Below are 23,982 nucleotides of genomic sequence, written 5' to 3' on the forward strand. Positions count from 1 at the left end.
GCGCGTCAGCTCGCGGTGCGCGCCTGGCGCAGCAGGTAGAGGCCGGAGGCGGCGGCGAGCACGCCCATGCAGGCGGCGAAGACCAGGCCCGCCTGGGCCAGGCCGAGCGGCCCGGTCAGCAGGCCCACCCCGATGACCGGGATCGAGATGCCGAAGTAGGCGACCACGAACAGCGCGGAGAGGGCGCCGCCGCGGTGCTCGGTGGCGGCGGCCGCCGCCACCTCGCCCACCGCCCCGCGCAGGCCCATGCCCTGGCCGGCGCCGCCCACCAGGGCGCTGAGCACCAGCAGGGCGAGGACCTCCCGGGCGAGCGAGCCGGCCAGCAGCGCCAACCCGGCGATCAGCACCAGGCAGCCCAGTGGGATCGCCCGGGCGGTGCCGAGCCGGGGCACCAGGAGCTGGCCGAGGGTGGAGGCGAAGAAGACCGTGAAGACCACCAGGCCGACCACCGCGCGGTTGTGGACGCCCAGGTCGGTGGCGAGGAAGGCGGGGCTGACGGAGGTGAACAGGCCCAGCAGGGAGAAGCCGGCGAAGGCGGCGACCGCGGCCGGCACGAACACCCGGCGGACCTCCGGCGACAGGCTCGGCCGGTCGGGCCGGGCCGTGCGCAGCGGGCGGGCCCCGGCGACCGTCTCCGGCAGCAGCCGGGTGAGCGCGAAGGAGACGGTGACCAGGCCCAGGTGCACGGCGAACGGCAGCACCAGCGGGTGCGGCGCGTACTGCGAGAGCACGCCCGACAGCAGCGGTCCGCAGCCGAGTCCGCCCATGTTGGCGGCGGTCGCGACGAAGCCCGCCCGGGCCCGGTGCCCGGGCGGGGCGAGCTCCAGCACGTACGCCGTGCCGGTGCCGGTGAACAGGCCCGCCGAGAACCCGGACAGCAGGCGGCCCAGGTAGAGTACGGCCACGCTGTCGGCGGCCATGAAGACCACGGCGCTGGCGGCCGAGCAGGCCAGCCCGCAGAGCAGCACGGGCCGGCGCCCGACGGTGTCCGAGACGTTGCCGACCAGCAGCAGCACGCCGATGACGCCGAAGGCGTACACCGCGAACACGACCGTCACCGTCAGCTCGGAGAAGCCGAGCTTCTCCTGGTACAGCCCGTAGAGCGGGGTGGGCAGGGTGGTGCCCGTCATGCAGACGGCGAAAGCGGCGGCGGCGACGAGGTGGCCCAGCCGGGCGACACCAGGCCGGACGGTCCGACGATCGGTCATTCGCCCACCATAGGTGCGGCCCCGGACCGGGGCCGTGCCGCGCGGGGGAGCGCTGCGCCGAATGGCTGTCCGCGCCCGGCGCCCGTCCGCGACCGGCCGCCGCCGTCGCGGACGGGCGCGAACGGGCGCCCGGTGGCCTCAGCGGTCCGGGTGCCAGGCGGCTTCGAGGGCGGTGGTGCCGTCCGGCCGGGACACCAGGTGCCACCGGGCGCGCGGCCCGGCCGGGCGGGCGGACGGGCGGGGCGTGCCGATCGCGCCGAGCACGGTGTTGTCGAGCGGGCTGGCGGCGAGGCGGTCCAGCACCCGGGTGACGGCGGTGCGCAGGCCGTGGCGGCGCACGTCGGGGAGGACGGAATGGAACGTGGCGGGGACGGACATGCGGCTCACCTCCGGGACGACCTGCGGGGCTTGCAGGTGTGATGGTGTCCAGCTTCCGCCCGCCCGCGCCCGCCGGGGCTCGGATTGACGCACTGCTGACACTCCGCTGACGACCTGCTGACGCGGAGGTTCCCTCCAAGTGGTCCGCGGGCGGTCCGCCGTGGTCCGCCGCTGCCTCAGACCCGGTACGCGGCGACGTAGCGGGCAGGGTCGCGGCGCAGTTCGCCGTGCCAGCGTTCGAGGCACTGCTCGGCGAAGGTCCGGCCGGTGGCGAGGACCTCCTCCAGCGGGTCCAGGTACCCGAGCACGTGCGGCGGTTCGAGGCCGGCCGCGATCCGGGCGGCGAGGCCGCCCCGGGCCAGCCGCAGGAGTTCGGCGGCCAGCGGGCGGACCGGTTCGCCGCCGAGCCGGGTGGCCAGGCCGAGGGCGGGTAGTTCGGCGAGTGCGGCCCGGTGGTCGTGCAGGGTGTGGCGGCCGAGCAACTCCCAGGCGGCGTCGCAGGATTCGGGGTGGTAACTGAGCCCGGCCCAGAGCGCGGGGACGGCGGGGATGGACGGGTACGGCGGGCCGTCCGAGGCGCGCAGCTCCAGGGTGTTGCGGACCCTGGTGTTGGTCCAGAGCTGGTTGAGGTGGGCGGCCCAGTGCGCCGGGGTCGGGCGCGAGCCGTCCGGGTAGCCGTGCCGGAGCAGTTCGTCGAAGGTGAGCTCCGGGGGCGCCGGGTGGTAGCGGCCGTCCGGGGTGCGGTAGTGGATCAGCGGGATGCCGAGCGCCCAGTCGACGACGGACTCGACGGTGACGTCGGGGCGCAGCGCGGGCGGCAGCACTCCGCCCCGGCGCGGGTCCATCCGCTGCCAGGCCCAGCACCGGTGGGACAGTCGCCCGCTGGAGGAACTCCCCCCCTGGAGTGGTGAGTTGACGAGCATCGCGGAGACCACCGGGGCTGCGGCCATCTGCATCCGCAGCTTCCGGGTGAAGTCGGAGGGGGAGAGGTAGTCCAGGGTCACCTGGGTGGACAGCGACAGCGCCATCACGTACCGGGCGCGGCTGCCGGGCTCGCCCAGTCCGGTGAAGTAGTCCCGCATGATGGCGCCCCGGGTCATCGGCACCCACTGCATGTCGGCGAGCCGGTCGAAGGGCAGGTAGGCGCCGGGTAGCAGGGCGAGGCCGAACGAGCCGACCAGGTCGGCGAGTTGCTCCAGTGCGGCGCGCATGTCGTCCACCGCCTCGGCCACCGAGGGCGCGGGCGTGGAGGAGTACTCCAGCTGGCCGCCGTGTTCGAGCGTGATCTGGCTGCCGTCCGGGAGCAGTACTCCGGTCAGTCGCCCGGTGTCCTCCTGCGGCTCGCCGCCCCACCGGGCCAGCACCGCCTCCAGGACGGCCAGCACACCGTTCTCGCCGGCGTAGCGGGCGGCCAGCCCGGTGGCCGGGTCGACCAGGCCGCACTCGACCTCGATGCCGACCAGCTCGCCACGGCCGGGCCGGAACGGGGCGAGCAACTCGGCGCGGCCCAGTGCCGGGGCGGGGGCCGGGGCCGGTTCCGGGGCGACTGCGGGGCCGGATGCGGTGCCCGGCGCCGGGCCGGGGTCGGCGACCGTCACACCGCCCCCACCCGGGTGACGACCCGGGGGTGCCCCGCCCGGTCGAGCAGCGCGCCCACCGCGCCGAGGGCGGACTGCGCCGCGCCCTGGCACCAGGCGTGGGCACCGGACAGGTGCTCGCCGGCGAAGAAGACCCGCGGCCGCTCCGCCGGGTACGGGGAGCCGAGCACGCTCAGGTAGCGGCTGTGCTCGCCGGGCGTGAGATGGGCGAACGCGCCGCCGCCCATGCCGCTCTGCACGTCCCAGTTGCAGTGCACGATGTCGTCCACGTCCGCCGTGATGCCGGGGTGGAGCCGTTCCAGGCACTCCAGCACCAGCGCGTCCCGCTCGGCCGGCTCCAGCGCGGCGAAGCGGCGGGCGTTGGCACCCCACAGGTACGCGCCGAGCAGGGCCGTCGGCTCGGCCGAGCGCAGCGGGTCACGCGCGACCCAGTGCGGGCCGCCGCTGCCGTTGACCCCGTCCTTGCTCCGCACCGCGTTGTCGGAGGGGTACCAGCACTGCTGGATCGGGAGGTCGGTGAAGCTGCCGCCGCCGTGGATGCCGTCCTCCAGCTCCCAGCGGCGGCGGGTGAGGTGCAGGACGGTCTTGATGCTGCTGGCGTAGCTGATGCCGCGGATGGCGTGCCGCTGGGCGTGCGGCAGGCCCGGGGTGACGGTGATCTGGTCGAGCGCGGGTGCCGGGACGCAGCACACCACGTAGTCGACGTCGTCGTGCAGCCTGGCGCCGATCCGCCGGCCGTGGAGCCGGACGCCGTCAGCGGTCAGCGCCAGTTCGTCGACCTGGGTGGAGAGCTGGAGCGTGCCCGGGCGCAGCGAATCGACGAAGGCGTGGATCAGCGTGTCCAGCCCGTCGACCAGCTCGATCTGCCCGCGGTGGAACAGGCCGAAGTAGTCGACCAGCACCTCCAGCAGTGAGGACTGCTCGTAGTGGGCCAGGCCGCTGGCGTGGCCGAAGAGGTCCCAGGCGTCCTGCGACAGGTGCTCGTGGACGAACTGCCACAGCGACACCGAGGCCGCCCGCTCCAGCGCCGGGTCGTCCCAGTGGCCCTCCAGGGTGCGGCGCTGCTGCTCCACGGTCAGGGTGCGCCACACCGAGCCGAGCAGGTGGTCCAGCACCGGGGTGGGGGCCTGGCGCTCGGTCGGGCGCAGCTCGTACGCGGGGAACAGCGACGCCACGTCGTGCACCCGGACCCGCCGGCCGCGCAGGTGGTAGTAGGCGCGCGGGTTGGAGTTGACGAACGGGCGGGTCGCCAGCCGGAACCGGGAGACGTAGTGCAGCACGCAGTGGTGGTTGCCGGGGATGCGCATGGCGCCGAGGTCCACATGGGTGCCGTCCCAGAACCGGTGGGTGCGCACCCGTCCGCCCGGCCGGTTCGCCCGCTCGTACACGACGACGTCGAAGCCCCGGCGCTGCAGCTCGTACGCGCACACCAGCCCGGCGACGCCGGCTCCGACCACGGCCACCCGCCCCCGGGCACCTGCGACCGGTTCCAGCAGCGAGCGGGGGAACGCAAAGCTCGATTCGAACATCGGCACCGTACCCATCTGAGGCGGGACCCCCGGGCCCAGCCTTGGCCAGGCCGCCGTCGGATGCCACTTCGCGGCGCCGATGCGGGTGACGGGCAGGTGACGGGCGGGGGTTTGACGGGGACGGAGCGACCGCGGCGGCCCTGCGGGCTTCTACCCGGGGTCCATCTGTCCAATCGCGGGGCCTTCGGAGGGGCGTCCTCACCCGGATGCCCCAGCCGGTCGGCGGGCACGGCCATGCCGGGCCGGGCCGGGCCCCGGCTCCGGCCGGACCGTACGGCCGGGAGCACGGCTGAAGGAGTTCCTCCGGTTCACCTGAACCGCTGGTGGCGGAGGGCTCGTTGAGCGGGACGGGGTGCACGGAGCGCCCCTTGCCACTTCGGGAGGGACCGCATCGGAAAACCCTCCGCTCGACCGGCTACCGATCGGTACCTTCGTTCGGTGGCACCCGGCGCTCGCCGAGTGCCATCGGACAGCACCGAGTGCGAGTGAGTGCGACGGAGTCGGAAGGAGCGTGAGCCCCGTGAACGGGACGGGGGAGGGACCCGGCACGGCCGCGGACGGACCGGAGGCCCGGGAGTTCATCGCGGCCCTGGTGCGGTCGGGAACGCCGAGCGTGGCCGGGCCCGCCGCGTTGGCGGTGCCCGAGGCGGCGGCGGGGGAGGTGATCGCGGTCGCCCGGCGGCTGGCGCTGCGCGCGGTGCCGGAGGGCCGGCTGTGGCCGCGGCCGGCGCCGGGGCTGCTGGGCCTGGCGACGGCGCTGGTGGTGGACGAGCACCCGTCGGCCCCCCGGTGGTCGGCGGCGGAGCGCCGGCGGCTGGCGACCTGGGTCGCGATGCTGATCGAGCACCGGGGCGAGGACGGGGTGCGGGAGCTGCTCCGGGTGCTCGCCGAGGGCTGACCGGCCCCCGGTCGGCGGTGCCCCGCCGGAGCCGCGGCGCACGGCCGCTAACGGCCGGCCAACGGTCGTCGGCGTCCGCCAACGGTGGCGTCCGCGGCCGGGCCGAGCGCTGCGCGCGGAGGCGTTGGCCGATCCTTGGCGCGGACTTGGCGGCCTCCGGCAGTGTGCTGGTGCAGCCACCGCCGGGGATGTCCGGCCGGTGCCCAGCACTCCTGCCCGTGCTGCGACCCCTGCCCGTGCTGCGCCCCTTGCCCGACCTGAGAGGTAGCGCGTGTCGATGCCGCCCGTCGCCCAGTCAACGTCCGCCACCCCGCCGCCCGGGGGCCCCGCGGACACGCCGGAAGGTGCCGGCGCCCCGGCCCGTCCTACCCTCGACCCCGACACGCTCGCCGAGATCCACCGGCTGCACGGCGGCTACCTGCTGCGCTCGCTGCTGCGGGCCACCGGCGGGGACCGGGGCAAGGCCGAGGACATCCTCCAGGAGACCCTGCTGCGTGCCTGGCAGCACCCGGAGGCGCTGGCCGCCGGCCCGGCGGCGAGCCGGCCCTGGCTGTTCACCGTGGCCCGGCGGATCGCGATCGACCACTACCGGATGGCCGCCGCCCGCGCCAAGGAGGTGATCGGCGAGCCGGTGGAGGACCGGCCGCTCGCCGACGACCCGTACGAGCGGGTGGTGGTGGCCCGGGACATCGCGCTGGCGCTGCGCCGGGTGCAGAAGCACCACCGCGAGGTGCTGGTCGAGCTGCACCTCGAGGACCGCTCGGTGCTCGAGGCCTCCGCCCGGTTGGGGGTGCCGCCGGGGACGGTCAAGTCCCGCAACTTCTACGCGATCCGGGCGCTGCGCCCGGTGCTGGCGGCGGAGCACGGGTACGCCCCGCCGGAGCACGGGGCCGCCTCGGCCACCGGCTGACCGGGCCGGCGGTGGCACCGGCCCCGGGCCGCGCGGCTCAGTCGTGCGCGGGCCGCCGGTCGGCGCGGAGGTCGAGCGACTCCTCCAGACCCGCGGTGAACTCGCTGAGGTAGCCCGCCTGCCGGTCGTGCGCGCGGAAGCGGTCCAGCGCCCTGCGAAGCCGTCCTCCGGCCTCCGGCTCCCGGCCCCGGGCCGTCAGGTGGGCGGCGTAGGCCTGTTCGGCCACCGCGTGCAGGTACAGCAGGCCGGCCTCCTCGCAGGCGGCGAGCAGCCGGTGCCAGGCGAGGTCGGCGGCGTCGTCGCGGACCGTCGGCGGCAGGGCCTGGGCCTCGGTCAGCAGCGACCAGAGGTGGACCTGGGTGACGGGCGTGGCGGGCAGCAGCTCCCGGGCCTCGCGGGACCGGCGCTGGGCGCCCTCCCGGTCCCCGACGGCCAGGCTCACCCAGCCCTGGTGCACCTTGGCGTCGACCAGCCGGCGGCGGTCGCCCGACTCCAGCGCGAGCGCGGTGGCGGAGGCCGCCAGCCGTTCGGCCTCGGCGCAGTGGCCGAGCATCGCGGTGACCAGCGCCAGCGTGGCGAGCGCCCGGACGCGCGCGGACGCGGCGGCGGGCCCGGTCGCGGACTCGGCGGCGGCCACCGCCCTGCGCGCCGCCTCCGCGGACTCCGGTCGGCGTTCCAGCGCGACCAGGGCCTGGGCCCGGCAGGTGAGCAGCAGCGCGACCGCGACCGGGTCGCCGCACCGTTCGGCCGCCGCCAGCCCCAGCCGGGCGCCGGCGAGCCAGTCGGTGAAGCGGCTGGCGCCGTAGTAGAGCGAGCCGCAGGTCAGCGCGAGCCGCCAGGTGCGGGCCGGATCGGTGTCGGGGGACGCGATCAGCGCGGAGATCGCGGGTTCCTCGGCGTCGAACCAGTCGAGCGCGGTGCGGATGTCGACGGCGGCGGGCACGGCCTGCGCCGGACCGGTGGGCGGGGCGGTGTCCTCCTGGCCGGGGTCGAGGAAGGAGCCGCAGTGCCGCAGGGCCGTGAGGTAGTGGTCGGCCAGGCGTTCGCGGAGCAGCCGACGGTGCTGTTCGGGCCGTTCCGCGAGCAGGCCGGCGCCGTACAGCCGGACCAGGTCGGCCCGGGCGTGGCGGCCCGGGGCGGTGTCGGTGAGCAGGTGGTGGGAGGTCAGTTCGCCGAGCGCCCGGTGGGCGGTGGCGGTGTCGCTGCCGAGCAGGGCGGCGCTCGCCTGGGCGTCCACCTCGCGGCCGGGATGTTCGGCCAGGGCGGTCAGCAGCTCGGCCGCGGGTTCGGAGAGCCGGCGGTGGGTGAGCCGGAGCCGGCCGGCGACGGAGAGCGTGCCGTCGGCGTCCAGGACGGCCAACCTGGCGCGCTCGTCGGCGAGTTCGGCGACCAGACCGGCGACCGTCCAGTCCGGCCGGGCGGCGAGGCGGGCGGCGGCGATCCGCAGGGCGAGCGGCAGGTGGTCGCAGAGCCCGGCGAGCCGGGCGGCGGCCTCCGGCTCGGCGCGCAGCCGCTCCGGCGTCAGGGCGCGTTCCAGCAGGTGCAGGGCGTCGTCCTCGGGCAGCGCGGCCAGGCGCAGCAGGCCGGCCCCCTCCAGGGCGACCAGGCCCTCCAGCGGGCCCCGGCCGGTGACCACGGCGGTGCCGGTCGGTCCCGCGGGCAGCAGGTCGGCGACCTGCTCGGCGTCGGCGGCGTCGTCCAGCAGCACCAGCAGCCGCCGGCCCCTGGTGCGGTCGCGGTAGAGCGCGGCCCGGGCGGCGCGGTCGGCGGGGATGTCCTCCTCGGGTACGCCGAGCGCGCGCAGGAAGCCGGCCAGCACGGCCTCGGGCCGGGCCGGGGCGTCCGGCGAGCCAGGGGCACCTGGGGTGTGCGGGTCGGCCGGAGTGTCCGGGCCGGCCGGGGTGTCCGGGTCGGTCGGGGCGAGGCCGTGCAGCTCGGCGTGGAGCACGCCGTCCGGGAAGCGGGCGGCCGCCCGGTGGGCCCAGGCGGTGACCAGCGCGCTCTTGCCGACGCCGGCCGGGCCGACCACCAGCACCGGGCCTTCACCGGAACGGTCGGGCCCGCAGGCCCGGTCCAGGCGGGCCAGGTCGGCGAGACGGCCGACGAAGTCCGGGTCGCGGCGAGGGAGTCGGCGCGGGACGGGCGGGGCCTGCGGGGTCGGCGGCGCCGGCTCGGCGGCCGGCGGCAGCTCCACCGTGCGGTCGTCGGCCAGCACCTCGGCGAGCGCGGCCCGCAGCGCCGGGCCGGGGTTGATGCCCAGCTCGTCGGCCAGCCGTACCCGGGCCTGGTGGTAGGCCGTCAGCGCCTCGGCGGGCCGGCCCGCCTGGTGCAGGCAGCGCATCAGCAGCGCCACCAGCTCCTCGCGCAGTCCGTCCACCCGTACGCCCTGCTCCAGCAGGGGCACGGCCGACGCCCCGGTGCCCTGGCCCAGCCGCAGCCCGGCCCAGCGGACCAGGACGGAGGTGCGGGACTGCTCCAGCCGGTCCACCGTGGCGGCGCGCAGGGGGGTGTCGGGCAGGTCGGCCAGCGGCTCGCCGCGCCACAGCCCCAGTGCCTCCTCCAGCAGCGCGACCGCTGCGGTGCGGTTGTCGAGCCAGGTCTGCCGGTCGGCCGCGGCCGCGAGCTCCTCGAAGCGCAGCGCGTCCACCGCGCCGACCGGCCCGTCCAGCAGGTAGCCGGAGTCCCGGGTGTGCAGCTCGAACGGGGTGTCCGCGAGCACCTTCCGCAGCGCGGCGACGTGCCCCTGCACGGCCGCCCGCGCGCTCGGCGGCGGCTGCTCGTCCCACAGCATCTCGTACAGCTGCTCCATGGCGACCAGACGCCCCAACCGCAGTGCCAGCAGGGCCAGTACGGCCCTCCGCTGCGCGCCCGCCACGCCGTCGAAGCCCTCTGCCCCGACCCGCAACTCCACCGGCCCGAGCAGCCGAATCCGCACCAGTGCCCCCGTTTCACCGCGAACCGCACATCACACCCGAAGCCTCGGGGTGGAGCAGTGTAGTGCGACATCGTGCCCCGTCCGTGCCGGACGGGGCTCCCACCGCAGGCCACACCCTCCCTGAGGGGATGCCACCGCGGCAGCCGGGGGTTGCACGGGGCGACGGACGCCGGGCCCGGTGTCGTACCCGCCGGGTACCGTACGGCCGACTGCAAGGGCCGGTCGGCCCTATCCTCGATCCGGCCGGGAATCGACGGCGGGGAGGGGAACGGGCGCGTGCACATCGATCTGCTCGGACCGATGGCGGTGCGGCGGGAGGACGGGACGGCGGTGACGCCCTCGGCGCCCAAACGCCGGGCGCTGCTGAGCGCGCTCGCCGTCCGGCTGAACCGGACGGTGGCCACCGAGGAGCTGATCGAGCTGGTCTGGGAGGGCAGCGCCCCGCCCACCGCCCGCGCCGCCCTGCAGGGCCACGTCACGGCGCTGCGCCGACTGCTGGACGGCTCCGGCCTGGAACTGGGCACCCGAGGGGCCGGGTACCTGCTGGCCGGTGAGCCCGACCGGGTCGACGTGCTGCACTTCGGCCGGCTCTGCGAACAGGCGGGCGTGCTGCTCCCCGAGCCCGCCGCCCCGGGGGAGGACGCCACGGCGGACCGGGCACTGTTGCGACTGCGCGCCGCCCTGGACCTGTGGCGCGGCCCGGCGCTCGCCGACTGCGGTTCCGCCCTGCTGCGCGAACGGACCCTCCCGCACCTGACCGACCTGCGGCTGCGCGCCCTGGAGCGGCTGGCCGACGGCCTGCTCCGGGACGGGCGGGGCGGCGAGCTGGCCACCGAACTCGCCGAGGCCGCCGACGGCCACCCCGCCCGGCAGGAGCTGGCCGCCCGGCTGGTGCGCTGCCTGGAGCAGGACGGGCGGAGCGCCGAGGCCCGGGCGCGGTACGAGCGCGCGGTGGCCCGGCTCACCGGGCCGCCCGGTCCGGAGCTGCGCCGGGCCGGCGAGCAGTCCGGTGCCCGGCCCGCCGCTGCCCGGCCGGCCGCTGCCCGGCCGGCCACCGACCCCTGGCTCGCCGCGGACCCCCGGTTCGTCGGCCGGAGCGCCGAACTCGCCCGGCTGGACCAGGTGTTGCCCGCCGCCCGGGACGGCCGCCCGATCCTGGTCACCGGCCCCGCCGGAGTCGGCAAGACCAGCCTGGTCCGGCACTGGACGGCCCGGCGCGGCGCCGCCCACTTCCCGGACGGCATCCTCCGCGCCGACCTGCGCGGCTTCGACCCGGACGGGCCGCGCGAACCCGCCGAGGTGCTCGGCGAGCTGCTCACCGCCCTCGGCGTCGCCCCGGACGCGCTGCCCGCCGAACCCGAGGAACGCGCCCGCCGCTACCGCGAACTGACCGGCGGTCGGCGGATGCTGGTCGTCCTGGACGACGCCGCCGACTACCCGCAGCTCGCCCCGCTGCTGCCCGACCCGCCGGCCACCGACAGCGAGCCCGCCCCGGTCACGATCGTCACCAGCCGCAGCCGGCTGCGCCACCTGCTGGTCCGCACCGGCGGCATCCCGCTGCCGCTGGGCGTGCTCGGCCCCGACGAGGCCGCCGCCCTGCTCGCCCGCGCCCTCGGCGCCGACCGCACGGCCGACGAGCCGGAGGCCGTCGCCGAACTCGCCGAGCGCTGCGACCACCTGCCGCTCGCGCTGCGGCTGGCCGCCGCCCACCTGGCCGCCCGGCCCGACTGGTCCGCGACCGACCTCGCCGCCGAACTCGCCGACGAGCAGAGCGGCCTGGCCGCCCTCTCCGGCACCGGCGCCCCGCGCGGCCCGCTCGGCCTCACCGCCGCGCTGGACCGGACGTACCGCACCCTGGCCCCCGACGCCGCCCGGCTGTTCACCCTGCTCGGTCTGCACCCCGGCGCCGAGATCGGCACCGACACCGCCGCCGCCCTCGCGGACCTTCCGCCCGCCACCGCCCGCACCCTGCTGACCCGGCTCGACGCCGTGCACCTGCTGGAGGAGACCGGCCCCGGCCGCTACGCCCGGCGCGAACTGGTCCGCCGGCACGCCGCCGCGCGGGCCTCCGAACTCGCCTGCGAGCAACGGTTCCTGGCGCTCGACCGGTTGATCGCCCACTACCTCGACGTCACCGCCGGCTGGACGTCCGAGGGCACGGCGACCGGCGGCCGGGCGGACGACTGGTTCCGCCGCGAGGAGAGCGCCCTGCGCGCGGTGGTGCTCTGCGCCGAGCACCAGGACCGACCCACCGCGGCCTGGCAACTCGCCCACCGGGCCTGTCGGTTGTACGAGACCACCGACCACGACCGGACGCACTGGCGGGCCGTGGCCGAGGCCGGGCTGCGCGCCGCGCACGCGGACCGAAACGAGGCGGCGATCGCTCGGCTCGCCACCGACCTCGCCGTCCTGCACGTCGACCGCGCGGCCCACCGCACCGCCGCCGACCAGCTGGAACGAGCCCTCGCGGCCGCCGACCTGGCCGGTGACCGGGCCCTGCGCCACGACTGCCGCAGCCGGGTGGCCGCCGCCCTGCTGCGGGCCGGCCGGTACGAGCGCGCGGTACCCATGCTGGGCGACCTTGTGGCCACCGCCCGCACCTCGGCCACCGACCACCTGCTGGTGCGCGCGCTCACCGACCTCGCCGACGCGCTGGTCCTGGCCGGCGACCCCGAGCCCGCCCTGCGCCACGCCGACGAGGCGGTGCGCGCCGCCACCGCCCGTTCCGGCGGCGCCGAGGCCGTCCTCGCCACCCACAGCCGGGCCCGCGCCCTGCACGCCCTCGGCCGCCGGGACGCCGCGCTCTCCACGGCCCGACTCGCCGTCGCCCTCGGCCGTACCGTCGGCGACCCGGCCCTCGAAACCCGCTCCCACACCCTCCTCGCCGACCTGCTGGACGCCCTCGGCCGCACGGCCGAGGGCGCGGAGGCGAGGCGGCTCGCGTAGGGGGTGTCGTCGAACTCCGCTCCGGTCCGTCGGCCGCCGCCGGCGGAAACCGCCGATCGGTCGGCGGAACCACAGGCGGAACTACCGGCGGTTCACCCGTCCTGGAACCGCCCGCGTTCCTCCATCCCGTCCCCGCCCGACCCTCCTGACCTGGGAGGACGCCATCGGATCGGGCCGAGTAGGAGGAACCCGGCCACCGGGGCATACTTCTGCCTGGAACGAAACCGCCGGAGGCGACTCCAGGCAGAAGTGCGGAACTGAGCGGGACCGAGCGAGTGGGGGCGGGGCATGGCGGCCGGGGGCGGCACGGACACGGACGTGAACGAGTTCAGCCGTCTGCTGGCCGGGCACCGGGTGGCGGCGGGCCTGACCCAGGAGGAACTCGCCGCGGCCGCCGGGGTCAGTCTGCGCGCACTCGGCGACATGGAGCGCGGCCGCACCCGCGGACCGCAGCGCCGCACCGTACGGGCCCTGGCCGAGGCGCTCGGGCTGGACGACGCGCAGGCGCGGGCGCTGGACGGGGCCGCACAGTCCGGACGTCCGCGCGGGGCGCGGCAGGCCCTCACACCTGCCGCGAGCCCCGCCCGGTCCCGCCGGTCCGCCCCGCGCACGGCCGCCTCGGCCCCGACTGCGGCCGACACTCCGAGTGCGGCCGAAGCGCCGGGTACGGCCGACGCCCCGCCCGTGGCCTCCGCCGAGGCCGGCCAGAGCGCCCTCGCGCTGCCCCGCGACATCGCCGACTTCACCGCCCGCGAGGACGCCCTCGCCCTGCTGGCAGGACTGGCGCAGGACGAGCACCCGGCCCACCCGCGCGTGGTGCTGGTCAGTGGTCAGCCCGGCCTCGGCAAGACCTCCTTCGCGCTGCACGCCGCCCACGCCCTGGCGCCGCGGTTCCCGGACGGCCAGCTCTCCCTGGACCTCGGCGGCATGTCCACGCAGCCGCTGTCCGCCCGGGACGCGCTCGGCCAGGTGCTGCGCGCCCTGGGCGTCGCCGACGCCGCGGTGCCCGCCGGGACGGAGGAGCGGGCCGGCCTCTACCGGGCGCTGGTCCGCGAGCGGCGGCTCGTCCTCGTGTTGGACAACGCCGCCGACGAGGGCCAGGTGCGCCCGCTGCTGCCCGGTTCGGGCCCGGCCGTGACCATCGTGACCAGCCGCAACGTGCTGCCCGGCCTGGAGTCGGTGCACCGGCTGAACCTGGACGTGCTCTCCCCGGTCGAGGCGGCCCGCCTGCTGGCCAGGATCGCCGGCCGGGAACGGATCGAGGCCGCCCCCGACGCCACGGCCGAGCTGGCCAGGCTCTGCGGCTACCTGCCGCTCGCGCTGCGGATCGCCGGGCAGCGCCTGGTCGCCCGCCCACAGCAGCCGGTCGCCCACCTGGTGCGCCAGCTCGCCGCGGAGGAGAACCGGCTGGACCTGTTGGAGACCGGCGACCTGGCCGTCCGCCCGGCCTTCGAGCTGTCCTACCGGCGGCTGCCCGAGGAGTCGCAGCTCGTCCTGCGGCGCTGCGCCCTGACGGCCGGCCAGGACTTCACCGCGGAGATCGCCGCGGCCTACGCGGGCCGGTCGGCGGCCCGCACCGAGCTGGTGCTGGAGCAGCTCGTCGACGCCGGACTGGTGCGGGCCGCCACCCCGGACCGCTACCGCCTGCACGACCTGGTGCGGCTCTACGCGGGCGAGCGGCTGGCCGCCGACGAGACGCCCCAGGAGCTGGCCGAGGTCCGCACCCGGGCCGGCCGCTGGATCCTTGGCCGGGCGGCCGACTACGGACTGCGGTTCGACCCGGACCACGCCACGGCCGGGACCGGCACCGACGGCCCGGCACCCGCGTACCTCACCGAGGCCGCCGCCTGGCTGGAGTACGAGCACCCGGAGTGGCTGGCGGCCCTGCACCAGGCGCAGCGGGCCGGCCGGTACCGGGAGGTGGTGGACACCGCCGAGGCGATGCACTGGTTCTCGGACCGGCTGTTGAGCTGGGGCATCTGGGCCGAGGTGTTCCAGCTCTCGGCGGACGCCGCCCGGGCGATCGGGGACCGGCGGGTCGAGGCGGTGCACGTGAACTACCTGGCCTGGACGCACGTCACCTGCCTGCACCGCTACCAGCGCGGCATCGAACTGGCCGCCGAGGGACTGGAGCTGGCCCGCGCGGTCGGTGACCGGGAGCAGGAGGGCTGGGCGCTCACCTACCTCGCCTCGGGCCTGCGCTACCTCCAGCGGCACCGCGAGGCGACCGACGCCTTCCACCGGGCGGCGGACGCCTTCGCCGAGGTGCCCAGCCGCTCGGCGATGATCGGCAGGCTGGTCACCCTGCGGGGCGCCGCCAACTGCCTGCGGGAGTCCGGCCGGGCGGAGGAGGCGGTGGAGTCGCGCCGGCGGGCGCTGGCCGGGGCGCTGGAGCTGGTGGAGCGCTGGTCCTCGCCGCTGATCCACCTGCTCGCGGCCATGACCGCGCACGAACTCGGCCTGGACCGGGCGGCGTTGAAGCGGTGGCCGGCCGCCGAGAAGGCCTACCGGCAGGCCCTGCTGCACTTCGAGGCGGTGGGCCGCCCGGACAGCATGACCAAGACGCTGACCGAACTGGGCACCGCGCTGATCGAGCAGGGCCGCGCCGAGGAGGCCCGCGAGCTGCTCACCGAGGCGCTCACCGACCTGAGCGCGGAAGGACCCCGCTCGGCGAGTGCCCGGCACTGACCGGCACCGACCGGTGTGCCCGCTCCCGGTCGTACCGGGCGCGGGCGCGGGTGCGGGCCGAGCGGCCGGTGTCAGATCCTGATGTCCTCCACCACCGGCAGCGAGTTCACCGGTGCCGAGGCCGGGTCGGCGGCCGGCGTCGACGCCGGTGCGAACGCCGTCCGCGACTCGGCGGCGGGCCGCTTGCCGCAGAAAGCCGGCTCCAGGGTGTTCATCAGCCCCTGCGTCACCGAGCCGTTGTTGGAGGCGTTGGCGAAGACCACCACGCTGCGCCGCCCGTCCGGGGTGGTGAAGGACTGGCTGTTGAAGCCCTGCACGATGCCGCCGTGCCCGTACACGTCCCCGCAGGAGAGCGAGATGCGGCGCAGGCCCAGGCCGTAGGAGATCTTCGCGGTGGGCGTGGGCAGGGCGGCGGTCATCTGCCGGAGCGAGGCGTCCGAGACGAGCCCGCCGTTGCCGCCGGCCGTCAGCGCGGCGAGGAAGCGGTCGAGGTCCTCGGCGGTGGAGATGACGGCCCCGGCGCTCCACACCCAGGAGCCGGTCTGCTCGGTGGAGTCCAGGAGCGGCTTCGTCCGGTCGTCGTTGGTGAGGTAGCCGGTGACGTGGGCGCCGCGGATCGTCTGCTCGGGCACCACGAAGGAGGTCCTGCGCAGGCCGAGCGGCTGGATGATCCGCTCGTTCAACACCTCCGGGAACGGCCGGCCGGTGAGGTGTTCGACGGCCAGGCCCATCAGCACGAAGTCGGTGTTGGAGTAGGAGTAGCGGGTGCCGGGGGTGTACTGCACGCCGTGCTTGACGGACATCGCCACCAGCTCGCGCGGGTCGTACACGGTGGTGCGGATGCGCGCCTCGAACGCGCCGGTGGTCTCCTCGCCGGCCTGCTCCAGCAGGTCGTCGGTGTGGTCGAAGATCCCGGCCCGGTGCTCCATGACCTGGCGGCCCGTCATGGTCCAGCCCTCCGGCAGGGTGCCCTCGGGCAGGTACTCGCGCAGCGGCCGGTCGAGGTCGATCCGGCCCTCCTCCACCAGCTGCATCACGAGAACGGCGGTGAACATCTTGCTGTTGCTGCCGACCCGGAACCTCCACGAGGAGTTCATCGGGGTCCCGTCCAGGTCGGCCAGGCCGACGTTCACCGAGCGGGTCCGGTCGATGGTGCCGTGGTCGCGGATCACCGCGAAGGCGCCCGGGGCCCCGGCCGCGGTGGTGGCCTCCAGGGCGGCGCGCACGCCGGCGAGGTCGGGGGCGGTCGCGTCGGTGGTGGCCCGGCCGGCCGCCGCGGCGGGCAGGGCGCCGGTCGCCACGAGGACGGCGCCGGCGGCGGCCACCGCGAGCGGACGCAGAAGGCTGGTCATCGCCATGTTCCTCGGCTCTCTCGTCAGCTGACGCGGTGTCGGACCGCGTCGGTCGGAGATCACTATCACCGTCCCGGCGGCCGGTGGCAATGTGAACCGATTCGCCCGCATTCTCCGTTGTCAGCGGCGGCCCGACCGGTCTCACCGTCCGTTTCCCACGCCGGGGCCAAGGTTTCACCTGCCGCCGACTACCCATGTCGGCGGCGGAGCCCCATGCTGTTCGGGCGCCTTTCGCGCCGGTCGCACCCCAGGCGCCGCACCGGAACGCCGCATCCCGGCGGCAGGCACCTCCCGTCCCGGGCCCGTTCACCGGGCCGTCTCCCACCCAAGGAATTGTCATGACTTCGTCCACGAAAGCCATGAGCCCCCGCTCCCGTCGCACTGCGACCGCGATCGGCTCCGCCGTCGCCCTGCTGGCCGCCTCCGCCGGCCTCTGGGCGGCGACCGCCACCACCGCGCAGGCGGCGGCCCTGCCCACGCCCGACCACGTCGTCGTGGTGGTGATGGAGAACCACGCCTACTCCCAGGTCGTCGGCAGCAGCAGCGCGCCGTACCTCAACAACACCCTGATCGCGGGCGGCGCCAACCTCACCCAGTCGTACGGCATCACCCACCCGAGCGAGCCGAACTACTACGCGCTGTTCTCCGGCTCCACCCAGGGCCGGGTCGACGACAGCTGCGTGAAGGTCGGCGGCTTCCAGAGCGCCAACCTGGCGTCCGAGGTGATCGCCGCCGGCAAGACCTGGGCCAGCTACAACGAGACCCTGCCCAGCGAGGGCAGCACCGTGTGCAGCAGCGGCAAGTACGCGCAGAAGCACAACCCCTGGTTCGGCTTCGGCAACGTCCCGCTCAACTCGGCCAAGACCTTCGCCCAGTTCCCGGCCGACTACAGCACCCTGCCGAACGTCTCCTTCGTGGTGCCGAACCTCTGCAGCGACATGCACGACTGCTCGGTCGGCACCGGCGACACCTGGATCAAGAACAACCTGGGGGCGTACGCCGCCTGGGCGCAGACCCACAACAGCCTGCTGGTCGTCACCTTCGACGAGGACAACTCGCTGTCCGGCAACCGGATCCCGACCGTGGTCTACGGTGCCCACGTGACGCCCGGCAGCAGCAGCTCCACCACCTACAACCACTACAACGTGCTGCGCACCCTGGAGGACCTGGTCGGCACCACCGGCCACGCGGGCAACGCGGCCTCCGCCGCCGACATCACCGGCATCTGGAACTGACCCGCGGCGATCAGGACCTGATCCCGGCCCGAGCCCCGGCCTGGGGCTGGGCCTCGGCCTGGGGCTGAGCCGGGTTCCGATCCCGGGCCGGTGGCCGGACGGCCACCGGCCCGGGTGCGGTCACGGGCTCGGCTCCGGCCGCCGCCCGGGCGCCGTACCGCCGGACGCCGGGCACCGCCGCCGTGCCCGCGCAGCACAGCGTCACCAGGGCCGCCGTCGCCAGCAGCGGCGCCCGCTCGCCCCAGGCGTCGGCGGCCAGCGGCGCCAGGACGTACCCGAGCGGGGCGGCGGCCAGCGAGAGCAGCCAGTCGTACGAGGTGACCCGGGCCAGCGTCCCCGGCGGGAAGTCCTGCTGGACCACCGTCTCCCAGAGCGGGTTGAGGAAGCCCAGCCCGGCCATCGCCACCGCCTGCGCGGCCACCGCGACCGGCGCCGGGGCCGGGAGGGCGAGCGCGATCAGCGGCAGACCGAACAGCGCGAGGGCGAGGTTTCCGGCCAGGACCGGGCGGCGGGGCCGCAGCCGTCCGGCGATCAGCGAGCCGACCAGCAGGCCCACCGCTCCCGCCTGGGTCAGCGCCACCCAGGCGCCGTCCCCGCCGAGCCGGGTGGCGGCGATCAGCGGGCCGAGGGTGAGCAGCACGGCGCTCGCGCCGTTCCACACCCCGTGGGCGATCAGGCTGGTCCAGTACCAGTCCCGGGAGCGCACCTCGCTCCACCCCTCGACGAGGTTCCGGCGCAGCGAGCGCGGCTCGGCGGGCACGTGGTCGACGCGCAGGCGGGAGAGCAGCGCGGCGCTCAGCGCGAAGGACGCGCCGTCCAGCACGAACGCCCAGCCGGGCCCGGTGGTGTACACCAGCAGGCCGGCGAGCGCCGGTCCGCCGAGTCGGGCGGCTCCGGTCGCGGTGCCGAGCAGGGCGTTGGCGCGCAGCCGCAGCTCGCCCCGGACGGTGGCGGCGACCAGTGGCGAGGCGGTGGGCATGGCGAAGGCGGAGGCGATGCCGCCGACGGCCGAGGCGGCCGCGATGTGCGGCAGGCTCGGGTGTCCGCCGAGCAGTTCGAGGCCGACGAGCAGCTGGGCGAGGGCCCGGACGAGGTCGGTGGCGAGGGCGACCAGGCGGGCGTTGTAGCGGTCCCCGATCACCCCGCCGACCGGCAGCAGGAGCAGCTTGGGCACCATCGCGCAGCCCAGGACCAGGGCGAGTGCGGCGGAGGAGCCGGTGGCGCGGGTGATGGCGATGGCCAGGGCGGCCGGGACCGCGGCGTCGCCGAGGGTGGAGACCGTCCGGCCGATGAAGAGCAGGCGGAAGCCGCTCAGGCGCAAGGGGTGTCGTGTCACGCACCGCACTGTATTTCGGTAACGAAATTTCGGCAACGAATATTTTGATGCCGCCGCTTCTGTGATGGTTTGTAGACTCCTCGCATGGCCGAGCATCCTCCCGAGCGCCCAACCGAGAAGCCCGCCGCGTCCCGCGACTGGACGGACGGTCACGTCGACCGCTGGCAGCCGGTGCTGCCCGGCCTCGACCCGGACATCGAGGCCTCCGTGACCCGGATGTCCCGGCTCACCCGCCACCTCGGCCGGGTCCGCGAACAGGGCGTCGCCGACTACGGCCTGCACAAGCACGAGTTCGACACCCTGCACGTGCTCGCCGGGCGCGGCGGCCACGCCGCCCCCTCCGACCTGCGGGCCGACCTCAACCTCGCCCCGGCCTCGGTCACCGGCCGGCTGGAGACCCTGGAGCGCCGCGGCTTCGTCCTGCGCACGCCGTCCACGGAGGACCGCCGGAAGGTCGACATCGTGCTGACCGAGGCCGGGCGCGCCGCCTGGCAGGAGGCCCTGGAGGTGGTGGGCCGGGAGGAACGGCGGCTGCTCGGAGTGCTGTCCGAGGATGAGCGGCGCACCCTGGCCGACCTGCTGCGGAAGGTGATGCTCGCTCAGGAGGGCGAGGAGTAGCGGCACCCGCCCCGGCGGCCGGGGTCGACCGGCGGGGGCCGTCCCTGGTGCCGATAGGGGCGTGCGATTCGAACTCGTGCCGGTGCCCGACGACGTGGGGGCGCGGCCCCCGGGACGGGCGGGGCTACCCGGTGCCGGCGATCACGCCCTGGCAGGGCGACGTGCCGCAGTTCGCGCTGACCGACCGCGGGCGCAGCGCCGACTGCGCGCTGGAGCGGCTGTGCTCGGTGTGCGGCCGTTTCATGGAACGCCGCCCGGCTGCTGCTGGAGGCGACGACGGCCCGGTAGGACCTCGCCCGGCCGCCCCGGACAACCGCCCTGCGTTCGGGGCGGACCGCACCGGCAAGCACATTTCGCGTCAACACGCGTTTATCACCCATTGATCGTCGCCGCCTAGCCTCGGGCCCATGGACGAGAGAGCGGCCGAGTGGCCGGGGGCGTTGCCCGAGGGGCGGATGACGGAGCAGGACACCGAGCGGTTCCGGCAGTTGCTGGCGCGGCTGGAGGACTCGCTGGCGGTGGACCGGAAGGCGGCGGGGCGCGATGCCTGAGTGCGCCGAGCTGTGCCCGCCGGCGGTGATGCCGGTGGCCGTCCTGCCGCTCTGGCGGCGCGGCGAGGCCGGGCAGGACCGGAACGCGGACCGGCCCGGGGTGCTGCGGGGGCACCCCGGGCCGGTGGCGGCCGGTCAGGAGCGGGAGGCCGACGCAGCCCGGCGGGGCTGACCGGCCGGCCGCGTCAGCAGTCGCACCCGCAGTCGCACCCGCCGCAGCAGTCCCCGTCGCAGCAGTTGCAGCAGTCACAGCAGCCGGAGCAGTCGCAGCCGGAGCAGTCGCAGTCGTGCCGCTGGCAGAAGCCCTCGCGGCGCTCGCGGCTGAACGGGTCGTTGTGGTCGCAGCAGAGCAACTGGCAGCTGCAGGCCATCAGCGCCCACACGGCGCACCCGGCGAGCAGGTTGCGCGGGTTCGGCGGCTTCTCGCCGGGCGGGGTGAAGCCGGGGCCCTGCGGCACCCACGGCGGAACCGGCGCCTGGCCGGGGGGCGTCTCCCGCGGCGGAGCCTGGTGCGGGTGCTCGCCCGTGGTGCCGCCCGCCGCACCCGTGGCCGCGGCATCGCCCGCCGAGCCCGGACGGCGGCAGCTCGCCCCGTGCCGGGCCGGGCCGAAGACCCGCTCCACCGCGCGCTCGGTCTCGTGCGCGAGCAGGACGTGCACCAGCGCGCGGTCGGTCAGTTCGACCTCGCCCAGCGCGAGCCGGATGCCGTGCACGGCGTCCCGGCAGAGCCGCTCGGCCTCGGCGCGGTCGGTCCCGGTGGCGGTCAGCGGGTTCCAGGCGCCGGAGGCCGCGTCGGCGGCCTGGTCCTCGGCGGCGTCCAGGAGGTGGGCGAGCCGGCCGAACAGCCGCCCGGCCTCGGCGAGCGGGGCGGCGTTTCCGGGGCGCCCGGCGATCACGGCGGTGTGCGCGAAGGCGGCCGCGGTGGCGGTCTCGGTGGGCTCGGTGACCAGCAGGACGGAGCCGCCGGGCCGCAGCGAGCGCTCCAGCTCGCCCTGCCGGGAGGCCGCGTCGAGCAGTACGGCGGTGTCGAAGCCGACGATCGAGGCGCTGCCCGCGCTCTTCCGGTCCCAGCGCCGGGTGACGGCCCGGGCCCCGGCGGCGACCGGGCGGCGGGCGAAGACGCCGTCACGGTCCTCGACGTGGTCGCGGATCTTGACCGAGGCGAGTGCCAGGGACACGGCGGCGGCGAGGCGGGCGCCCTCGCCCTTGGCGACGGAGGCGGTCCGCATGCCGCGCAGCGGGCAGGGCCCGGCGGTGCGGCGCCAGGAGGAGTCCTCCCGGGCGGCCTGGGACTCGACCAGCACGGAGATGATCAGACCGTCGTAGTTGGTCGCCGTCCGGGCGAGCTGCCCGTGGTCGTCCCGCAGCGCGAGGCAGAGCCCGCACAGGTGGGCCATCCACGAGGTCTGGAGGCGCTCGGACAATCGATGCCTACACGGTCTGATGATGCCGAACACGCTGGTCCCCCTCGCCTCACGGGCCGCCGACCGGCCACGATTCGGCGCACATCATATGATCGGCGCCCCTCGCGGGCCGAGGCCCCGTCAAGCTGCGGCTTCGAGCGGGACGACGGTCGCCCACCGCTCCTGGGGTTCCGGGGGATCGCGTCACTCCTGAGGTTCCGGGCGGACGGATCCGGCGGCCCTCGCCCGGTGAGTGGATCTCAGATCCGGGATAGCATCACGAATATGGGAATCGACACGGCCGGCGACGAGCGGCTGGCACAGCGGCTCGCCGAGCTGAGACTGGAACACGGGTGGACCCTGGAGGAGTTGGCCCGGCTGGCGGACGTCAGCCGGTCGACGCTGTCACGGGTGGAGCGGGCGGAGGTCAGTCCGACGGCCGCGCTGCTCGGGCGGCTGTGCGCCGTGTACGGGCGGACCATGTCGCGGCTGCTGGCCGAGGTGGAGTCCGGCCCGGACCGGCTGGTGCGCGCCGGGGAGCAGCAGGTCTGGCGGGACGGGACGACCGGGTTCGTCCGCCGGTCGGTCTCGCCGCCGCACGGCTCGCTGCGGGCGGAGATCATCGAGGGCCGGCTGCCGGCCGGCGCGGACATCGCCTACGACCGCGCCTGCCCGCCCGGCCGGGAGCACCACCTCTGGCTGTTCGAGGGGAACCTGGAGCTGACGGTGGACGGCGAACCGCAGCCGCTGGGCCCCGGCGACTGCCTGCGCTACGTCGGCGCCACCAACCGCTTCCGCAGCCTCGGCCCGGGCGAGGCCCGGTACGCGTTGGTGGTGGTCGAACCGTGAGCGCCGCCACCGGCCCGATAGCCGAGGAGCCCGGGAGGAGCAGGGCCCCCGAAGGGTCCGGGAACTCCCAGCAGCCCAAGGAGCGCTTCGACGCCGCCGGGCGCCGGGTCCTGCTGGTCTGCGTCGCGGGCGGCTTCACGACGCTGCTCGACCAGTCCGTCCTCAACACCTCCATCCCCGCCCTGCGCGAGACCCTGCACGCCGGGCCTGCCGACCTCCAGTGGATCGTCGCCGGCTACTCGCTCGCCTTCGGCCTCGCACTGATCCCCGGCGGGCGGCTCGGCGACGTCAGGGGCCGCAAGTGGTTCTTCGTCACCGGCCTCGCCCTGTTCACCCTGGTCAGCCTGGTCTCCGCGACCGCCACCGAACCCGGCGTGCTGATCGCCGCCCGGCTGGTGCAGGGCGCGGGCGCCGGCCTGGTCAACTCCCAGATGATCGGCACCCTCCAGGACGTCTTCGACGGACAGCTGCGGGCCCGCGCCCTCGGCATGTACGCCGTCACCGGCAGCCTCGCCTTCGCGCTCGGCCCGCCGATCGGCGGCGCGGTACTGGCCCTGGCCGGCCCCGAGCACGGCTGGCGGCTGACCTTCCTGCTCAACGTCCCCTTCGGCCTGGCCACCGTCGCCCTGGCGGCCCGCCACCTGCCGAAACCCCGCCCCAGCGCGCGGAACGCCAACCTCGACGTCGTCGGGCTGCTGCTGGTCGCGGCGCTCACCCTGGCCCTGATGCTGCCCTTCGTCCGGCCGCCCGGCTGGACCGGCTGGCTCGCCTGCGCCGCCGCCGCCCTGCTGCTGCTCGGCGCGCTCGCCTGGTGGCAGCGCCGCTACGCCCGGGCCGGCGGCCGGCCACTGATCCACCCGGCTCTCACCCGCTCCGCACCGTACGCGCTCGGGACGGCCACCGCGATGGCCCAGTTCGGCTCCTCGCTGGCCGCCTCGCTGGTCCTGACCATGTTCCTCCAGGACGGCCTCGGCCTCTCCCCGATGGGAGCCGCGCTGGTCGCGCTGCCCTCCGCCGTGGCGATGGGCGTGGCCTCCGCGCTGGCCTGGCGGGTCGTCCAACGTCACGGCCGGCGCACCGTCACCGCCGCGATGGCCGGCTCCGCGCTCGCCATACTGCTCAGCGGGCTGCTCGCGCACTGGGCGTCCGTCGCCGTCCTGCCCTGGCTGCTGGCGCTGCTACAACTGCTCGGCGGCGCCTCGATCGGCCTGATGGGCTCCACCAACCAGGCGTACGTGCTGCGCCACGCGCCGGCCGAGGCGGCCGGGGTGAGCGGGGCGATCCTGCAGATGGCCCAGCGGATCGCGGCGGCCGTCGCGGTCTCGGCACTGTCCGGGGTCTACCTGCGGGAGACCGCCGGCGGCGGCGGGCACCGCTCCGCCTACCTGACGGCGAGCGTGGTGTGCGCCGCGGTGGCCGGACTCGCCGTCCTGACCTCGGTGTTCGCCGGCCGGGCCGCGGCGCGGGAGCAGCGCGAGGACGAACCGGTCGCGGTGAGCCGAGGGCGAACGCCGGTCCGCTAGCCGAGACCGGCCCGTACCGTGGCGG

Annotated in this window: 19 protein-coding genes; 11 read left to right on the top strand and 8 right to left on the bottom strand. The window is 76.0% G+C overall.

Annotated features, from left to right (window positions below; genetic code table 11):
* Positions 1-5: 5 nt before the first annotated feature.
* The 4 genes from ACWDBB_RS18895 to ACWDBB_RS18910 all read right to left on the bottom strand — a co-directional run bounded on the left by ACWDBB_RS18895 (position 6) and on the right by ACWDBB_RS18910 (position 4,647).
* Positions 6-1,208 carry an MFS transporter gene (locus ACWDBB_RS18895; RefSeq protein ID WP_449790680.1) on the bottom strand — a complete coding sequence of 401 codons (1,203 nt, stop codon included), beginning with the start codon at positions 1,206-1,208 and terminating at the stop codon, positions 6-8.
* A 138-nt stretch (positions 1,209-1,346) separates the two neighbouring features.
* A complete protein-coding gene (locus tag ACWDBB_RS18900; protein WP_449790681.1) occupies positions 1,347-1,586 on the bottom strand; it encodes a hypothetical protein in 240 nt (79 codons plus the stop codon).
* Between the two features lie 176 nt (positions 1,587-1,762).
* Entirely contained in the window at positions 1,763-3,184 is a 1,422-nt protein-coding gene (locus ACWDBB_RS18905; RefSeq protein WP_449790682.1) for a glutamate-cysteine ligase family protein, read from the bottom strand.
* Positions 3,181-4,647 (bottom strand): flavin monoamine oxidase family protein, encoded by a 1,467-nt coding sequence (locus ACWDBB_RS18910; RefSeq protein WP_449790683.1) that lies wholly within the window; start codon positions 4,645-4,647, stop codon positions 3,181-3,183. The genes ACWDBB_RS18905 and ACWDBB_RS18910 overlap by 4 nt, the downstream gene beginning before the upstream one ends.
* 586 nt (positions 4,648-5,233) lie before the next feature.
* On the opposite strand from ACWDBB_RS18910, the gene ACWDBB_RS18915 reads away from it, so the two are divergent.
* On the top strand, positions 5,234-5,611 hold the full coding sequence (locus ACWDBB_RS18915; RefSeq protein ID WP_449790684.1) for a hypothetical protein: 378 nt from the start codon (positions 5,234-5,236) through the stop codon (positions 5,609-5,611).
* Positions 5,612-5,888: 277 nt separating this feature from the next.
* A complete protein-coding gene (locus ACWDBB_RS18920; RefSeq protein WP_449790708.1) occupies positions 5,889-6,521 on the top strand; it encodes a sigma-70 family RNA polymerase sigma factor in 633 nt (210 codons plus the stop codon).
* Positions 6,522-6,558: 37 nt separating this feature from the next.
* Here ACWDBB_RS18920 and ACWDBB_RS18925 read toward each other — a convergent pair whose 3' ends face one another.
* Positions 6,559-9,456, bottom strand: coding sequence for a BTAD domain-containing putative transcriptional regulator (locus ACWDBB_RS18925; protein ID WP_449790685.1), 2,898 nt, complete (start codon positions 9,454-9,456; stop codon positions 6,559-6,561).
* Between the two features lie 276 nt (positions 9,457-9,732).
* On the opposite strand from ACWDBB_RS18925, the gene ACWDBB_RS18930 reads away from it, so the two are divergent.
* Complete coding sequence (locus ACWDBB_RS18930; RefSeq protein ID WP_449790686.1) at positions 9,733-12,402, top strand: BTAD domain-containing putative transcriptional regulator; 2,670 nt, start codon at positions 9,733-9,735, stop codon at positions 12,400-12,402.
* Between the two features lie 318 nt (positions 12,403-12,720).
* Positions 12,721-15,090, top strand: coding sequence for an ATP-binding protein (locus ACWDBB_RS18935; protein ID WP_449790687.1), 2,370 nt, complete (start codon positions 12,721-12,723; stop codon positions 15,088-15,090).
* A 71-nt stretch (positions 15,091-15,161) separates the two neighbouring features.
* Here ACWDBB_RS18935 and ACWDBB_RS18940 read toward each other — a convergent pair whose 3' ends face one another.
* Positions 15,162-16,442: a serine hydrolase domain-containing protein gene (locus ACWDBB_RS18940; protein WP_449790688.1), complete on the bottom strand. Its 1,281-nt coding sequence runs from the start codon at positions 16,440-16,442 to the stop codon at positions 15,162-15,164.
* 338 nt (positions 16,443-16,780) lie between these two features.
* Between ACWDBB_RS18940 and ACWDBB_RS18945 the strand changes: the two genes are divergently transcribed.
* Positions 16,781-17,677: an alkaline phosphatase family protein gene (locus tag ACWDBB_RS18945; RefSeq protein WP_449790689.1), complete on the top strand. Its 897-nt coding sequence runs from the start codon at positions 16,781-16,783 to the stop codon at positions 17,675-17,677.
* Between the two features lie 10 nt (positions 17,678-17,687).
* On the opposite strand, the gene ACWDBB_RS18950 is transcribed toward ACWDBB_RS18945, so the two are convergent.
* Positions 17,688-19,013, bottom strand: a complete 1,326-nt coding sequence (locus ACWDBB_RS18950) for an MFS transporter (RefSeq protein WP_449790690.1) — start codon at positions 19,011-19,013, stop codon at positions 17,688-17,690.
* A gap of 84 nt (positions 19,014-19,097) precedes the next feature.
* On the opposite strand from ACWDBB_RS18950, the gene ACWDBB_RS18955 reads away from it, so the two are divergent.
* The 4 genes from ACWDBB_RS18955 (at position 19,098) to ACWDBB_RS18970 (ending at position 20,354) form a co-directional block, all read left to right on the top strand.
* Positions 19,098-19,631, top strand: a complete 534-nt coding sequence (locus ACWDBB_RS18955) for a MarR family winged helix-turn-helix transcriptional regulator (protein ID WP_449790691.1) — start codon at positions 19,098-19,100, stop codon at positions 19,629-19,631.
* Between the two features lie 131 nt (positions 19,632-19,762).
* On the top strand, positions 19,763-20,014 hold the full coding sequence (locus tag ACWDBB_RS18960; protein ID WP_449790692.1) for a hypothetical protein: 252 nt from the start codon (positions 19,763-19,765) through the stop codon (positions 20,012-20,014).
* Between the two features lie 24 nt (positions 20,015-20,038).
* Positions 20,039-20,182, top strand: coding sequence for a hypothetical protein (locus ACWDBB_RS18965; protein ID WP_392877974.1), 144 nt, complete (start codon positions 20,039-20,041; stop codon positions 20,180-20,182).
* The gene (locus tag ACWDBB_RS18970) at positions 20,175-20,354 is read left to right on the top strand and encodes a hypothetical protein (protein ID WP_392877972.1); all 180 of its coding nucleotides are present in this window, start codon (positions 20,175-20,177) and stop codon (positions 20,352-20,354) included. The genes ACWDBB_RS18965 and ACWDBB_RS18970 overlap by 8 nt, the downstream gene beginning before the upstream one ends.
* A gap of 13 nt (positions 20,355-20,367) precedes the next feature.
* Here the strand turns inward: ACWDBB_RS18970 and ACWDBB_RS18975 are convergent, their stop codons facing one another.
* Entirely contained in the window at positions 20,368-21,639 is a 1,272-nt protein-coding gene (locus tag ACWDBB_RS18975) for a DUF5685 family protein (protein ID WP_449790693.1), read from the bottom strand.
* Positions 21,640-21,870: 231 nt separating this feature from the next.
* On the opposite strand from ACWDBB_RS18975, the gene ACWDBB_RS18980 reads away from it, so the two are divergent.
* Complete coding sequence (locus ACWDBB_RS18980) at positions 21,871-22,434, top strand: helix-turn-helix domain-containing protein (RefSeq protein ID WP_449790694.1); 564 nt, start codon at positions 21,871-21,873, stop codon at positions 22,432-22,434.
* Positions 22,431-23,957: an MFS transporter gene (locus ACWDBB_RS18985; protein ID WP_449790695.1), complete on the top strand. Its 1,527-nt coding sequence runs from the start codon at positions 22,431-22,433 to the stop codon at positions 23,955-23,957. The genes ACWDBB_RS18980 and ACWDBB_RS18985 overlap by 4 nt, the downstream gene beginning before the upstream one ends.
* Positions 23,958-23,982 lie beyond the last annotated feature (25 nt).

This window comes from Kitasatospora sp. NPDC001095 (assembly GCF_053598615.1).

Bases quoted from the DNA above. Each gene is read 5' to 3' on its own strand.
- ACWDBB_RS18955 (WP_449790691.1), top strand. From the start codon at position 19,098: ATGGCCGAGCATCCTCCCGAGCGCCCAACCGAGAAGCCCGCCGCGTCC.
- ACWDBB_RS18895 (WP_449790680.1), bottom strand. From the start codon at position 1,208: ATGACCGATCGTCGGACCGTCCGGCCTGGTGTCGCCCGGCTGGGCCAC.
- ACWDBB_RS18900 (WP_449790681.1), bottom strand. From the start codon at position 1,586: ATGTCCGTCCCCGCCACGTTCCATTCCGTCCTCCCCGACGTGCGCCGC.
- ACWDBB_RS18980 (WP_449790694.1), top strand. From the start codon at position 21,871: ATGGGAATCGACACGGCCGGCGACGAGCGGCTGGCACAGCGGCTCGCC.
- ACWDBB_RS18970 (WP_392877972.1), top strand. From the start codon at position 20,175: ATGCCTGAGTGCGCCGAGCTGTGCCCGCCGGCGGTGATGCCGGTGGCC.
- ACWDBB_RS18920 (WP_449790708.1), top strand. From the start codon at position 5,889: ATGCCGCCCGTCGCCCAGTCAACGTCCGCCACCCCGCCGCCCGGGGGC.
- ACWDBB_RS18940 (WP_449790688.1), bottom strand. From the start codon at position 16,442: ATGACCAGCCTTCTGCGTCCGCTCGCGGTGGCCGCCGCCGGCGCCGTC.
- ACWDBB_RS18965 (WP_392877974.1), top strand. From the start codon at position 20,039: ATGGACGAGAGAGCGGCCGAGTGGCCGGGGGCGTTGCCCGAGGGGCGG.
- ACWDBB_RS18945 (WP_449790689.1), top strand. From the start codon at position 16,781: ATGACTTCGTCCACGAAAGCCATGAGCCCCCGCTCCCGTCGCACTGCG.